The 13,054-nt window shown below is 69.6% G+C and carries 13 protein-coding genes; 4 read left to right on the top strand and 9 right to left on the bottom strand.

Going from position 1 to position 13,054, the window contains the following annotated elements; genetic code table 11:
- The 5 genes from ppdK to VN520_RS36140 form a co-directional block, all read right to left on the bottom strand.
- On the bottom strand, nucleotides 1-2,544 hold a 2,544-nt coding region (gene ppdK, locus VN520_RS36160; protein WP_325751188.1), incomplete at its 3' end, for a pyruvate, phosphate dikinase.
- A 568-nt stretch (nucleotides 2,545-3,112) separates the two neighbouring features.
- Nucleotides 3,113-4,261 carry a tRNA dihydrouridine synthase DusB gene (gene dusB / locus VN520_RS36155; protein ID WP_325751187.1) on the bottom strand — a complete coding sequence of 383 codons (1,149 nt, stop codon included), beginning with the start codon at nucleotides 4,259-4,261 and terminating at the stop codon, nucleotides 3,113-3,115.
- 123 nt (nucleotides 4,262-4,384) lie between these two features.
- Nucleotides 4,385-4,588, bottom strand: a complete 204-nt coding sequence (locus tag VN520_RS36150) for a DUF6243 family protein (protein ID WP_325751186.1) — start codon at nucleotides 4,586-4,588, stop codon at nucleotides 4,385-4,387.
- Nucleotides 4,589-4,821: 233 nt separating this feature from the next.
- The gene (locus VN520_RS36145; protein WP_325751185.1) at nucleotides 4,822-5,025 is read right to left on the bottom strand and encodes a hypothetical protein; all 204 of its coding nucleotides are present in this window, start codon (nucleotides 5,023-5,025) and stop codon (nucleotides 4,822-4,824) included.
- A gap of 95 nt (nucleotides 5,026-5,120) precedes the next feature.
- Nucleotides 5,121-6,503, bottom strand: coding sequence for a glycine--tRNA ligase (locus tag VN520_RS36140; RefSeq protein WP_325751184.1), 1,383 nt, complete (start codon nucleotides 6,501-6,503; stop codon nucleotides 5,121-5,123).
- A 193-nt stretch (nucleotides 6,504-6,696) separates the two neighbouring features.
- On the opposite strand from VN520_RS36140, the gene VN520_RS36135 reads away from it, so the two are divergent.
- From VN520_RS36135 to VN520_RS36120, 4 genes are read left to right on the top strand one after another with little or no spacing between them, the layout of a single operon-like run.
- Nucleotides 6,697-7,695: a metal ABC transporter substrate-binding protein gene (locus VN520_RS36135; protein ID WP_325751183.1), complete on the top strand. Its 999-nt coding sequence runs from the start codon at nucleotides 6,697-6,699 to the stop codon at nucleotides 7,693-7,695.
- A 44-nt stretch (nucleotides 7,696-7,739) separates the two neighbouring features.
- Nucleotides 7,740-8,516 (top strand): metal ABC transporter ATP-binding protein, encoded by a 777-nt coding sequence (locus VN520_RS36130; protein ID WP_325751190.1) that lies wholly within the window; start codon nucleotides 7,740-7,742, stop codon nucleotides 8,514-8,516.
- Nucleotides 8,516-9,421 (top strand): metal ABC transporter permease, encoded by a 906-nt coding sequence (locus VN520_RS36125; RefSeq protein WP_325751189.1) that lies wholly within the window; start codon nucleotides 8,516-8,518, stop codon nucleotides 9,419-9,421. Before VN520_RS36130 ends, VN520_RS36125 begins: the two co-directional genes overlap by 1 nt.
- A 59-nt stretch (nucleotides 9,422-9,480) precedes the next feature.
- On the top strand, nucleotides 9,481-9,921 hold the full coding sequence (locus VN520_RS36120; RefSeq protein WP_325751182.1) for a transcriptional repressor: 441 nt from the start codon (nucleotides 9,481-9,483) through the stop codon (nucleotides 9,919-9,921).
- A gap of 66 nt (nucleotides 9,922-9,987) precedes the next feature.
- Here VN520_RS36120 and VN520_RS36115 read toward each other — a convergent pair whose 3' ends face one another.
- The 4 genes from VN520_RS36115 to VN520_RS36100 form a co-directional block, all read right to left on the bottom strand.
- Nucleotides 9,988-10,800 carry an isoprenyl transferase gene (locus VN520_RS36115; RefSeq protein WP_325751181.1) on the bottom strand — a complete coding sequence of 271 codons (813 nt, stop codon included), beginning with the start codon at nucleotides 10,798-10,800 and terminating at the stop codon, nucleotides 9,988-9,990.
- A gap of 22 nt (nucleotides 10,801-10,822) precedes the next feature.
- Nucleotides 10,823-11,569 (bottom strand): DNA repair protein RecO, encoded by a 747-nt coding sequence (recO, locus tag VN520_RS36110; RefSeq protein ID WP_325751180.1) that lies wholly within the window; start codon nucleotides 11,567-11,569, stop codon nucleotides 10,823-10,825.
- Nucleotides 11,570-11,614: 45 nt separating this feature from the next.
- Nucleotides 11,615-12,289, bottom strand: coding sequence for a TerB family tellurite resistance protein (locus VN520_RS36105; protein WP_325751179.1), 675 nt, complete (start codon nucleotides 12,287-12,289; stop codon nucleotides 11,615-11,617).
- 228 nt (nucleotides 12,290-12,517) lie between these two features.
- Nucleotides 12,518-13,054, bottom strand: a 537-nt coding sequence (locus VN520_RS36100) for an alpha-isopropylmalate synthase regulatory domain-containing protein (protein WP_325751178.1), incomplete at its 5' end; no start/stop codon positions are given.

The raw sequence follows: 13,054 nt of genomic DNA, 5'->3' as shown, positions 1-13,054 counted from the left end.
GGGGCGGGTCTGCCGGCCCTCGTCCGACGCGATGCGCACCAGCCGGCCCACGCCGTCCCGGTCGATCGACTCGAACGGGGAGATGCCGAAGATGCCCAGCTCGAGGTAGCGCCAGAAGAACGCGCCCTCCACGTCGTCGCGGGAGAAGCCCCAGCCCATCTGGGTCAGGTCGTTGGTGCCGAAGGAGAAGAACTGCGCGGCCTCGGCGATCTGGCCGGCGGTCAGCGCGGCACGCGGCAGCTCGATCATCGTCCCGATGCTCAGCCTCAGCTCGGTGCCGGTGGCCGCCTCGACCTCCGCGATGACGCGATCGGCCTCCTCGCGGACGATCTCCAGCTCCTGGACCGTGCCGACGAGCGGAATCATGATCTCGGCGCGCGGGTCGCCCTTCGCGTTCTTGCGCTGAGCGGCGGCTTCCGCGATCGCACGGACCTGCATCGCGAACAGACCGGGGATCACCAGGCCCAGGCGGACCCCGCGCAGCCCCAGCATCGGGTTCTGCTCGTGGAGCTTGTGCACGGCCTGCAGCAGGCGCAGGTCGTTCTCGTTGGCGTCCTTGCGGGACTCGGCGAGCGCGACCCGTACGGAGAGCTCCGTGATGTCGGGCAGGAACTCGTGCAGCGGCGGGTCGAGCAGCCGGACGGTCACGGGCAGCCCGTCCATTGACTCGAAGAGCTCGATGAAGTCGGCCTTCTGGAGCGGCAGCAGGGCGTCCAGCGCCGCCTCACGCTCGGCGTCGGTGTCGGCGAGGATCAGCTTCTCGACCATCTCGCGGCGCTCACCGAGGAACATGTGCTCGGTGCGGCACAGACCGATGCCCTGGGCCCCGAAGCGGCGGGCCCGCGCGGCGTCCTCGGCGTTGTCCGCGTTCGCCCGCACCCGCAGCCTGCGCACCCGGTCGGCGTACGCCATGATCCGGTGCACGGCGGCGACGAGCTCGTCGGCGTCGTCGGCGCCCGCGTGCATGCGGCCCTCGAAGTACTCGACGACCGGGGACGGCACGACGGGCACCTCGCCGAGGTACACCTTGCCGGTGGAGCCGTCGACGGAGACGAGGTCGCCCTCCTCCACGACGGTGTCCCCGACCATGAGCCGGCGGCGCTTGGTGTCGACCTCGATCTCCTCGGCGCCGCAGACACAGGTCTTGCCCATGCCCCGGGCGACGACGGCGGCGTGCGAGGTCTTGCCGCCGCGCGAGGTCAGGATGCCCTCGGCGGCGATCATGCCGTCGAGGTCGTCGGGGTTGGTCTCGCGGCGGATGAGGATGACCTTCTCGCCCGACCGCGACCACTTGACGGCGGTGTACGAGTCGAAGACGGCCTTGCCCACGGCCGCACCGGGGGACGCGGCGATGCCGCGGCCCAGGAGCACGGTGGTGGCCTTGTCGTCGAAGCGCGGGAACATCAGCTGGGCGAGCTGGGCGCCGTTGACGCGCTGGAGCGCCTCGGCCTCGTCGATGAGGCCCTGGTCGACGAGCTGGGTGGCGATCCGGAAGGCGGCGCCGGCGGTGCGCTTGCCGACCCGGGTCTGGAGCATCCAGAGCTGACCGCGCTCGATGGTGAACTCGATGTCGCAGAGATCCTTGTAGTGGGTCTCCAGCGTCTCCATGATCTTCATCAGCTGGTCGTACGACGTCTTGTCGATCGATTCCAGCTCGGCGAGCGGCACCGTGTTGCGGATGCCCGCGACGACGTCCTCGCCCTGTGCGTTCTGGAGGTAGTCGCCGTAGACGCCTTGGTGGCCGCTGGCCGGGTCACGGGTGAAGGCGACGCCCGTGCCGGAGTCGGGGCCGAGGTTGCCGAAGACCATCGAACAGATGTTGACGGCCGTGCCGAGGTCGCCGGGGATGCGCTCCTGGCGGCGGTAGAGCTTGGCCCGGTCGGTGTTCCACGAGTCGAAGACCGCCTTTATGGCCAGGTCCATCTGCTCGCGCGGGTCCTGCGGGAAGTCCCGCCCGGCGTCCCGGGTGACGATCTCCTTGAACTGCCCGACCAGCTTCTTCAGGTCGGCCGCGTCGAGGTCCACGTCGACCGTGACGCCCTTGGCCTCCTTCGCGGCCTCCAGCGCCTCCTCGAAGAGGTCGCCGTCGACCCCGAGGACGGTCTTGCCGAACATCTGGATGAGCCGGCGGTACGAGTCCCAGGCGAAGCGCTCGTCCCCGGCCTGGGCGGCGAGGCCGACGACCGAGGCGTCGGACAGACCGATGTTGAGGACCGTGTCCATCATGCCGGGCATCGAGAACTTCGCACCGGACCGCACGGAGACCAGCAGCGGGTCGTCGGCCTGACCGAGGTCCTTGCCCATCCGCTCCTCCAGCGCGGCGAGGTGGGCGCTGACCTCGTCGCGCAGCTCGGCCGGCTCGTCACCGCTGTCGAGGTAGACCTTGCAGGCCTCGGTGGTGATCGTGAAACCCGGAGGAACGGGCAGACCGAGATTGGTCATCTCGGCGAGGTTGGCACCCTTGCCGCCCAGAAGATCTTTCAGATCCTTGTTGCCCTCGGTGAAGTCGTAGACGAACTTCTGGGGATCTTTGTTTTCCGACACGGGTCTCGACTCCTCGAGGACGCGGTGGCTGCCCTGACGGCGAGGAACATACCCAGATCGAAGGTGTCTGGGTACGGCCACAAGCGCGTCATGAGGCCGCAACCACCCGTCCGCCAGCAGATCGAAAGTAACGCGCCTGCGGCCCTCGGCAAGAAAGATCGTTCACTCCTTGAAGGCATCATCACGAAGGGTGTGCGGGTGAAGCCGTTTCGTGCGCTCACAGTGACGGATGCTTTGATCGATCAAAGTAAACCCACCTGGCACCCAGTGCCGCCATTTGAGAAGTACAGGCTCCCGTGAAGCGCTCATCTGAGCCGGGCCCCCCTCAAGGGTGGCGAGAATCACGCCCCGAGGTGCGCTCAGATGTCACCATCCGGACGTCGGCCGGACCACTCCGTGTCACCTCAGAGCAACACATTCCTGACGCATCGTGAAGAGCGGGCCGCGAAATGAGATCGCGCCCACACCTCTGCCGCTCGTCGGCGAGGGGGGTACGGCATAAATTCAAAAAAACCCGCTCAGATGAGCGTGTCTTTCATCGGGCACCCGGTGCCCCGGCCGGGGCCCTTCAGCCGCCGGAGGTGTCCAGCTCCGCGTCGGCGCTCACCCCCGCGCAGTCGTACGGGTCCTTGAGCCATCCGTCGGGCAGCGCCACCCGGTTGTTCCCGGAGGTGCGCCCACGGGGACCGTCCGCACCCTCCGGCCAGGACTGGTCCAGATCGAGCTCCTGCAGCTGGCCGCCCAGCTCCTCCAGCGACGAGGTGACCGCGAGCTTCCTTCGCATGTCCGAACCGACCGCGAAGCCCTTGAGGTACCAGGCCACGTGCTTGCGGAAGTCGATCACTCCACGGCTCTCGTCGCCGATCCACTCCCCCAGCAGCGTCGCGTGGCGCAGCATGACGTCGGCGACCTGGCGCAGGGCCGGCGCCTGCCTCGTCCCCGTGCCTTCGAAGGCGGCGACCAGGTCGCCGAACAGCCAGGGGCGGCCCAGGCAGCCACGGCCGACGACGACCCCGTCGCAGCCCGTCTCGCGCATCATCCGCAGGGCGTCGTCGGCGCTCCAGATGTCGCCGTTGCCGAGGACGGGGATCTCGGGGACGTGCTCCTTGAGGCGGGCGATGGCGTCCCAGTCGGCCGTGCCTCCGTAGTGCTGGGCGGTGGTCCTGCCGTGCAGGGCGACAGCCGTGACGCCCTCCTCGACGGCGATACGGCCGGCGTCGAGGTAGGTGGTGTGGTCGTCGTCGATGCCCTTGCGCATCTTGATGGTGACCGGGAGGTCACCGGCCTCGGCCACGGCCTGGCGGAGGATCGCGCGGAGGAGGGGCCGCTTGTACGGGAGGGCGGAGCCACCGCCCTTGCGGGTGACCTTGGGGACGGGACAGCCGAAGTTCAGGTCGATGTGGTCGGCGAGGCCCTCCTCCGCGATCATGCGGACGGCCTTGCCGACGGTCGCGGGGTCGACGCCGTACAGCTGGATCGAGCGCGGCGTCTCCGACGCGTCGAAGTGGATCAGCTGCATCGTCTTCTCGTTGCGCTCGACCAGCGCCCGCGTGGTGATCATCTCGCTGACGAAGAGCCCCTTGCCGCCCGAGAACTCACGGCACAGGGTGCGGAAGGGTGCGTTGGTGATGCCTGCCATGGGGGCGAGCACGACCGGCGGCTGCACGGTGTGCGGGCCGATGCGGAGCAGCGGGAGGGCGGGGGCGAGCGTGGTCATGGCCCCATTGTCCCGTACGCGGGGGGCAGCGCGGAGACCGGTGAGGGGGACGGGCGGGGACGGGCACGGGCCCGGACCACCGAGGTGGTCCGGGCCCATGCCCGTACGGGTGGTGCGAGGAGATCAGCTCTCGGCCGGTGCGTCCTGCGCCGGTGCGGCCCCGGCGGCGGCGGCGCGCTCACGCATCTTGCGCACCAGCTCCTGCTTCTTGTCCTCGGCGGCCTTGCGGTCGTCGTTGCGCGCGGGGTTCGCGCCCTGCTGTTCGGCGCGGGACAGCTTCTTGCGCTGTCCGCCCACACCGAGGAGGTTGTTGCGGCTCTTGGCCACGGGGTTCTCCCATTCTTGAGTTGCGGAAGTGAGGATGACGTGTCGTGTATCGATCCGATGGGCGACGGGCTCCCGGGCCCGTCGCGCGCTCACTCGTAGATCTGGAAGAACGAAGACATGCCGAAAAGGTACCCCGGCCGGAGGGGTGCCTCATCCGCTTTTTTTCGGCCACGCCCCGGCGACGCCCCGGCCACACCCGGCGACGGTTCAGGCAGCGGCCCCAGGCGGTGGTCTCAGGCGGTCGGGTCGACCGTGGCCTGGTGGGCCTCGGTCAGGTGCTCCTCGGCCTTCAGCCAGGGCAGGAACTGCACCGCTCTGCGCCAGCCGCAGGTGTCGCAGATCAGCTGACGCCGTGCCCCCGGCTTCGTCACGTGGACGACGTGTTCACGGCCGTGCTGGTCCCATCTGCTGACCTTGCTCGTGGTCGTGGACGGCATCCTGGCCTCCCTGTGGACGGGTGCGCCCAGTGTGCCCGAAGCCCCCGGCTCCGTGGAGCGGAACCGGGGGCTTCGGGGCGATGCGCGGGGAGCGGTCAGCAGCCCAGCAGGCGGGAGCCGAGGTAGCTCTGGATCTGGTCCAGGGAGACGCGCTCCTGCTTCATCGTGTCGCGCTCGCGCACGGTCACCGCGTTGTCGTCGAGGGTGTCGAAGTCGACGGTGACGCAGAACGGCGTACCGATCTCGTCCTGGCGGCGGTAGCGGCGGCCGATGGCGCCCGCGTCGTCGAACTCGATGTTCCAGTTCTGTCGCAGGTCGGCGGCGAGGCCCTTGGCCTTCGGCGACAGCTGCGGGTTGCGGGACAGCGGCAGGACCGCGACCTTGACCGGCGCCAGGCGCGGGTCGAGGCGCATCACGGCGCGCTTCTCCATGACGCCCTTGGCGTTGGGCGCCTCGTCCTCGTTGTAGGCGTCGAGGAGGAAGGCCAGCATCGAGCGGCCGACACCGGCCGCGGGCTCGATGACGTACGGCGTGTAGCGCTCGCCCTTCTCCTGGTCGAAGTAGGAGAGGTCCGCACCGGAAGCCTTGGAGTGCGCGTTGAGGTCGTAGTCGGTGCGGTTGGCGACACCCTCCAGCTCGCCCCACTCGCTGCCGCCGAAGCGGAAGCGGTACTCGATGTCAGCGGTGCGCTTGGAGTAGTGGGAGAGCTTCTCCTGCGGGTGCTCGAACCACCGCATGTTCTCCTCGCGCAGGCCCAGGCCGGTGTACCAGTTCCAGCGCTGCTCCATCCAGTACTCCTGCCACTGCTCGTCCTCGCCCGGCTTGACGAAGAACTCCATCTCCATCTGCTCGAACTCGCGCGTGCGGAAGATGAAGTTGCCCGGAGTGATCTCGTTCCGGAAGGACTTGCCCATCTGCGCGATGCCGAACGGCGGCTTCTTGCGCGAGGTCTGCTGCACCTGGCCGAAGTTGGTGAAGATGCCCTGCGCGGTCTCGGGGCGCAGGTAGGCGACCGAGCCGGTGTCCTGGGTGGGGCCGAGGTGGGTGGAGAGGAGCCCCGAGAACGCCTTGGGCTCCGTGAAGGTGCCCTTGTTGCCGCAGTTGGGGCAGTTGAGGTCGGCCAGGCCGTTCACGGGCGCCTTGCCGTGCTTCTCCTCGTACGCCTCCTCCAGATGGTCGGCGCGGTAGCGCTTGTGACAGGAGGTGCACTCGGTGAGCGGGTCGGAGAACGTGGCGACGTGGCCGGAGGCGACCCAGACATCGGGGGCCAGGATGACCGACGAGTCGAGACCGACCACGTCCTCGCGGGAGGTGACCATGTAGCGCCACCACTGGCGCTTGAGGTTCTCCTTCAGCTCGACGCCCAGCGGCCCGTAGTCCCAGGCGGCCTTCTGGCCGCCGTAGATCTCACTGCAGGGATAGACGAAGCCACGGCGCTTGCTCAGGCTGACGATGGTGTCGATCTTGTCGGCGGCCACGGTGCTCTCTTCATTACGACGGCGAAATTGGACAGGGGCGGCGCGAAGCGCCGGGCGGGCGAATGCCTCAGATTACCGGCGGGCGCACCCCCTGGATCAAATCGGTGGGCCGCACCGCGGTCACTGTGCGCGAATCCGGGCATCTCATCAGCCTTGTTGACAATCGTTTCCACTTTTGTTGAAAATGACTGTCATGAACATACGTCGCCTCATACCCACAGCCGCCGTGTCCGGAGCAGTCGTCCTCGGTCTCACCGCGCTCTCCGCCTGCTCCTCCTCCGACGCGGCCGAGGGCGGGAGCGGGAGCGGGAGCGGCGGCAAGGTGGACGTGGTGGCGTCCTTCTACCCGATGCAGTTCCTGGCCGAGGAGATAGGCGGCTCGCACGTCTCCGTCACCTCGCTGACGAAGCCGGGCGTGGAGCCGCACGACCTGGAGCTCAGCCCCCAGCAGATCGGTGAGCTGGGCGAAGCCGACTACCTCCTCTACCTCAAGGGCATACAGCCGGCCGTCGACGACGCCGTGGCGCAGGCCGGGGTGAAGAACACGGTGGACGCGGCGGAGCTCACCACACTCGAGAACCACGGCGCGGAGGTCGACGGCCACGCGCACGAGGAGGGCGAGGAGCACGCCGACGAGCACACCCACGAGGGCGAGGAGCACACCCACGAGGGTGCCGACCCGCACATCTGGCTCGACCCGGTGAAGTACGCCGAGGTCGCCGAGGGCGTCGGCAAGTCCCTGGAGAAGGCCGACCCCGACCACGCCGCGGACTACCGCAAGAACACCGATACGCTGGTCGAGAAGCTGAACGGCCTGGACAAGGCCTACGAGGCCGGACTGAAGAACACCGCGACGAAGACGTTCATCACCACCCACTCCGCCTTCGGGTACCTCGCCGAGCGCTACGGCCTCACCCAGCAGGGCATCGCCGGCATCGACCCCGAGGCCGAGCCCAGCCCGGCCCGGATCGACGAGATCCACTCCGTCGCCGGGAAGAGCAAGGCCACCACGGTGTTCTTCGAGACGCTCGCCAGCGACAGGACCGCGAAGACCCTGGCGAAGGACCTCGACCTGAAGACCGACGTCCTGGACCCGCTGGAGGGAATCACGGACAAGTCCGCGGGCGCTGACTACATCGAGGTCATGGAGTCCAACCTCACCGCGCTGCAGAAGGCCCTCGGCGCGAAGTGAGCCCCGCAGCACCCGAACCACCCGCAGCAGCACCGGAGGCGATCATGCCCGAGCCCAGTACGCCAGAACCCGTGATCAGCTTGCGCGGAGCCACGGCGATCCTCGGCGCGCGCCCCGTGCTGCGCGGCGTGGACCTCACCGTCCACCGCGGCGAGGTCGTGGCGCTGCTCGGCGCCAACGGATCCGGCAAGTCCACCGCCGTACGCTCCGTCATCGGCCAGGTGCCGCTCACCGACGGGACCGTCGAGCTGTTCGGCACGCCGCTGCGGCGCTTCCGCCGGTGGGCCCGCGTGGGATACGTACCGCAGCGCACCACGGCCGCCGGCGGCGTCCCCGCCACGATCCGCGAGGTCGTCGCCTCCGGGCGCCTGTCGCGTACGAAGCTCAGGCTGCCGGGCCGGGCGGACCGGGCGGCCGTGGACCGGGCCATCGAGCTCGTCGGCCTCACCGACCGCGCCGGGGACTCCGTGAACGCCCTCTCCGGCGGCCAGCACCAGCGGGTCCTGATCGCCCGTGCGCTCGCCTCCGAGCCCGAGGTGCTGATCATGGACGAGCCGATGGCCGGCGTCGACCTGGCCAGCCAGGAGATCCTCGCCACGACGCTGCGCGAGCAGGTCGCCGGCGGGGCGACGGTGCTGCTCGTCCTGCACGAGCTCGGCGCCCTGGAACCCCTGATCGACCGGGCGATCGTCCTGCGCGACGGCTGCGTCATGCACGACGGGCCGCCCCCCGAGGCCGTGGGCCAGCACGCCCTGCCCGGCCACGACCACGTACACCCCCACGCGGCCTCCGAGCCCGTCCGGACGGGACTGCTGAGCTGATCATGCTGGAATTCCTGAACCCCCCCTTCATGCAGCGGGCACTGATCGCGGCCGTCCTGGTCGGGATCACCGCCCCCGCCATCGGCATCTACCTGGTCCAGCGCCGTCAGGCCCTGATGGGCGACGGCATCGGGCACGTGGCGATGACCGGCGTCGGCCTCGGCTTCCTGCTCTCCACCAACCCCGTCTGGATGGCGACGCTCGTCGCCGTGGCCGGTTCGGTCGTCATGGAACTGATCCGCTGGTACGGGCGCACCCGGGGCGACATCGCCCTGGCCATGCTGTTCTACGGCGGTATGGCGGGTGGAGTGATGCTGATCAACCTCTCGGACACCGGCTCCAACGCCAACCTGACCTCGTTCCTCTTCGGCTCCCTGTCGACGGTCTCCGAGGAGGACATCACCGCGATCGTCGTGCTGGCCGCCTTCGTGGTGCTGGTCACCGTGGGGCTGCGGCGGCAGCTGTTCGCGGTCAGCCAGGACGAGGAGTTCGCCCGGGTCACCGGGCTGCCGGTGCGCGCGCTCAACCTGCTGGTCGCCGTGACGGCGGCGGTCACCGTCACGGTGGCGATGCGGGTCGTCGGCCTGCTGCTGGTCAGCGCGCTGATGGTGGTGCCGGTCGCCGCCGCGCAGCAGATCTCGAAGTCCTTCAAGGTGACGTTCGTCCTGGCCGTCGTCATCGGTACGGCCGTCACCCTGGCCGGCACCGTGACCTCGTACTACCAGGACGTGCCGCCCGGCGCGACGATCGTGCTGCTGGCCATCGCCGCCTTCGTCCTGCTGACGGCGCTCGCCACGCCGTTGGCCCGCAGGCGCGCCCGGGCCCGTGGGAGCGAGGCGGACCGGTGCACCCTCGACGTGCCGACGGCCCGTCCGGCGTCGGACGACGTGCGGGTGGGACCGTGACGCCGGGACGGGCTGGCACAATGGCCCGACACACGTACGGGCGACACGAGGAGGCAGCGGTGGCGACGGCGCCGATCAGTGACACGAACGTGGCTCCGGTGCGCGGCCGGTCCACCCGGCAGCGGGCGGCGGTCGCCGCGGCGCTCGACGAGGTCGACGAGTTCCGCAGCGCCCAGGATCTGCACGATGTGCTCAAGCACCGCGGCGACTCGGTCGGGCTGACCACGGTCTACCGCACGCTCCAGTCGCTGGCCGACGCCGGCGAGGTCGACGTCCTGCGCACGACCGACGGCGAGGCCGTCTACCGGCGCTGCTCGACCGGTGACCACCATCACCACCTGGTCTGCCGTGTCTGCGGCAAGGCCGTCGAGGTCGAGGGTCCCGCCGTGGAGCAGTGGGCCGAGACCGTCGCCGCACAGCACGGCTATGTGAACGTGGCCCATACGGTGGAGATCTTCGGCACCTGCGCCGAGTGCGCGGGCGCGGGCGCGAAGGACTGACCCCGCCGGACACAGGACGGCCGCCCCGGAGGGGCCCCGGCGGCGGGGCGGCCCCTCCGCACGGTGTCAGCCCTTGGTGATGTCCTCGGCGCCGCCGAAGCGCCGGTCGCGCCGGGCGAACTCCAGGCAGGCGTTCCACAGGTCGCGGCGGTCGAAGTCCGGCCACAGGACGTCCTGGAAGACCATCTCGGCGTAAGCGCTCTGCCAGATCAGGTAGTTGGACGTGCGCTGCTCCCCGCTGGGGCGCACGAAGAGGTCCACGTCCGGCATGTCCGGGTAGTAGATGTACTTCGCGAACGTCTTCTCGTTGACCTTCGAGGGGTCGAGCTTCCCGGCCGCGACATCCTCCGCGATGCGCTGCGCCGCGTCGGCGATCTCGGCCCTGCCGCCGTAGTTCACGCAGAAGTACAGCGTCATCCTGTCGTTGTCCTTGGTCTGCTCCTGCGCGACCTGGAGCTCCTGGACGACGGACTTCCACAGCTTCGGCATGCGGCCGACCCAGCGGATACGGATGCCGAGCTCGTCCATCTCGTCGCGGCGGCGGCGGATGACGTCCCTGTTGAAGTTCATGAGGAACTTCACCTCGTCCGGGGAGCGCTTCCAGTTCTCCGTGGAGAACGCGTACAGCGAGAGGTTCTTGACGCCCATCTCGATGCAGCCCTTGAGGACGTCCATGACGACCCCCTCACCGACCTTGTGGCCCTCGGTGCGCGGAAGACCCCGCTCCTTGGCCCAGCGGCCGTTACCGTCCATCACGACGGCGACGTGCTTGGGCACGAGTTCGCCGGGGATCTCCGGCGGGGTGGCACCGGAGGGGTGCGGCTCGGGGGTCTTGTACTCACGCCGGTTACGGCCGCCGAGCATCCCGCGTACTGCCATGGGCTTCTCTCGTCTCCCTGTGTCATTTCTCCACGTACCGCAGCGAGCGCAGGCCGCGCTCCAGATGCCAGTGCAGATAGGCGGACACGAGCCCGCTCCCCTCCCTGACATGACGCGCCTCGGACGCGTCCGCCGTCTCCCAGTCACCGGTGAGCAGCGCGCTCAGCAGGTCGACGGCCTCCGCCGAGGGTACGACGCTGCCGGGCACCCGGCAGTCGCCGCATATGACGCCGCCCGCCGCGACGGAGAAGAACCGGTTCGGTCCGGGCATTCCGCACTTGGCGCAGTCGTCGAAGCTGGGGGCGTAGCCGTTGACGGCGAGGGAACGCAGCAGGAACGCGTCCAGGATGAGATTCGGCGCGTGTTCGGCGCGTGCGAGGGTGCGGAGCCCGCCGACGAGCAGCAGGTACTGCTGGACCGCGGGCTCGCCCTCGTGGTCGGTGAACCGCTCGGCGGTCTCCAGCATCGCGGTGCCCGCTGTGTAGCGGGCGTAGTCGGAGACGATGCCGCCGCCGTACGGGGCGATCGTCTCGCTCTGGGTGCACAGGGGGAGCCCGCGGCCGATGAGCTCGCTGCCACGGGCGAAGAACTGCACGTCCACATGGGAGAAGGGCTCCAGCCGTGCCCCGAACTTCGACTTGGTGCGGCGCACGCCGCGCGCCACGGCACGCACCCGCCCGTGGCCGCGGGTCAGGATCGTGATGATCCGGTCGGCCTCGCCCAGCTTCTGCGTACGCAGCACGACGCCGTCGTCCCGGAACAAGCTCATGCGCCCATTGTCGCCCACCGGGGCACCGGGAGGCCCGGCAAGGGTCTACGAGGGCGTGCGCGCCGCCTCCAGCAGCTTCGCGGTGTCCGCGGGGCAGAGCTGGAGCGCGCTGCCCACCGTCGTCAGCACGTGGCGCTCCGCCTGGGTGTACGGGCCGTCGGCGAGCGCGATCCTGGCGCCCCGCAGCAGGAGCGTCTCCCGGCCGGGCACGGCCAGGTGCGGCGCGAGCGGCTTCAGGACCTCGTGGAGCTCGATGGCGAGGGCGACGCCGCAGGCCTCGGCCGCGAGGTCGGTCCCGTCACCGGGCCCGGTGTCGGCGGCGAGCACCTCGACGACGGTGAAGAGCTGTTCCTGGGAGCAGTCGTCGAGCCCGGCGTCGCGGACGGTGGCCGCGGCGGTCTCCAGGACCGTACGGGAGGTGGTGCCGCCCGCGGCGAGCACGGCGAGCGTGACGGTGTGCACGGCCTCCCGCAGCATCGCCGAGAAGCGGGTGGTGGTGGGGTGGTCGAGGGCATCGGGCGCGCAGTGCGTCCCGCAGGCGGCACATTCGACGACGGGCCCGGCGCTGCCCCGGTTCAGCAGCGGCAGGCCGAGGACGGTGAGGCGGTGGCGGCCCGTGAGCCGCCGGTAGTTGCGGTCACCCCCGCAGCGCGGGCAGAAGAACTCTCCGTCGCCGACGGTGTCCCAGGCGGTGCGGATGCCGTAGATGCGCATGCGCATGGCGCGTTGTCCTTTGGCTGTCCGCACGTCGCACACCTCCGTAACACCACGGCAACACTGCCGCGTCGGACGTGATGTTAGCCACATCTGTGAGGTGACGTCAGTATCCTGGGCGCCCGAACCCCGGATATGGCCGAACCCCGTCCACCCTCGACGGGTGAACGGGGCTCCTGGACCACGGGATCCGGCGGCGTATCGGACGTTCGTCCGGAATGCCGGGCTACGGCGTCAGCGGGACGCGCGGTTGACCGCGGAGACGACCGCCTTCAGCGAGGCGCGCGTGGTGTTGGCGTCGATACCGATGCCCCACAGCACCTTGCCGTCGATCGCGCACTCGATGTAGGAGGCGGCCTGGGCGCTCGCACCCTCGCTCATCGTGTGCTCGGTGTAGTCCAGCAGGCGGGCGTCGATGCCGATGGCCTGCAGCGCTTCGAAGAACGCCGAGATCGGGCCGTTGCCCGTGCCGGTCAGCACCGTGTCCGTGCCGTCGACGGTGGCCTCGACGGTGATGGTGTCCTGGCCGTCGGTGCCGGTGGTCGTCTGGCCGGAGCGGATCTGTACGCGCCCCCAGGCGTTCTCGGGGCTCGGCAGGTACTCGTCCCGGAAGGCCGACCAGATCTGGGCCGGCGTGACCTCGCCGCCCTCGGCATCGGTCTTGGCCTGAATGATCCGGGAGAATTCGATCTGCATCCGGCGCGGCAGGTCCAGCTTGTGGTCGTTCTTCAGGACGTAGGCGATTCCGCCCTTGCCGGACTGCGAGTTGAC

The sequence above is a fragment of the Streptomyces sp. genome, assembly GCF_035563135.1.
In the GTDB taxonomy this organism is placed as follows: Bacteria; Actinomycetota; Actinomycetes; order Streptomycetales; family Streptomycetaceae; genus Streptomyces.
Note: the sequence above shows the minus strand (reverse complement) of the source record. Positions and strands in the feature narration are given on the sequence as shown.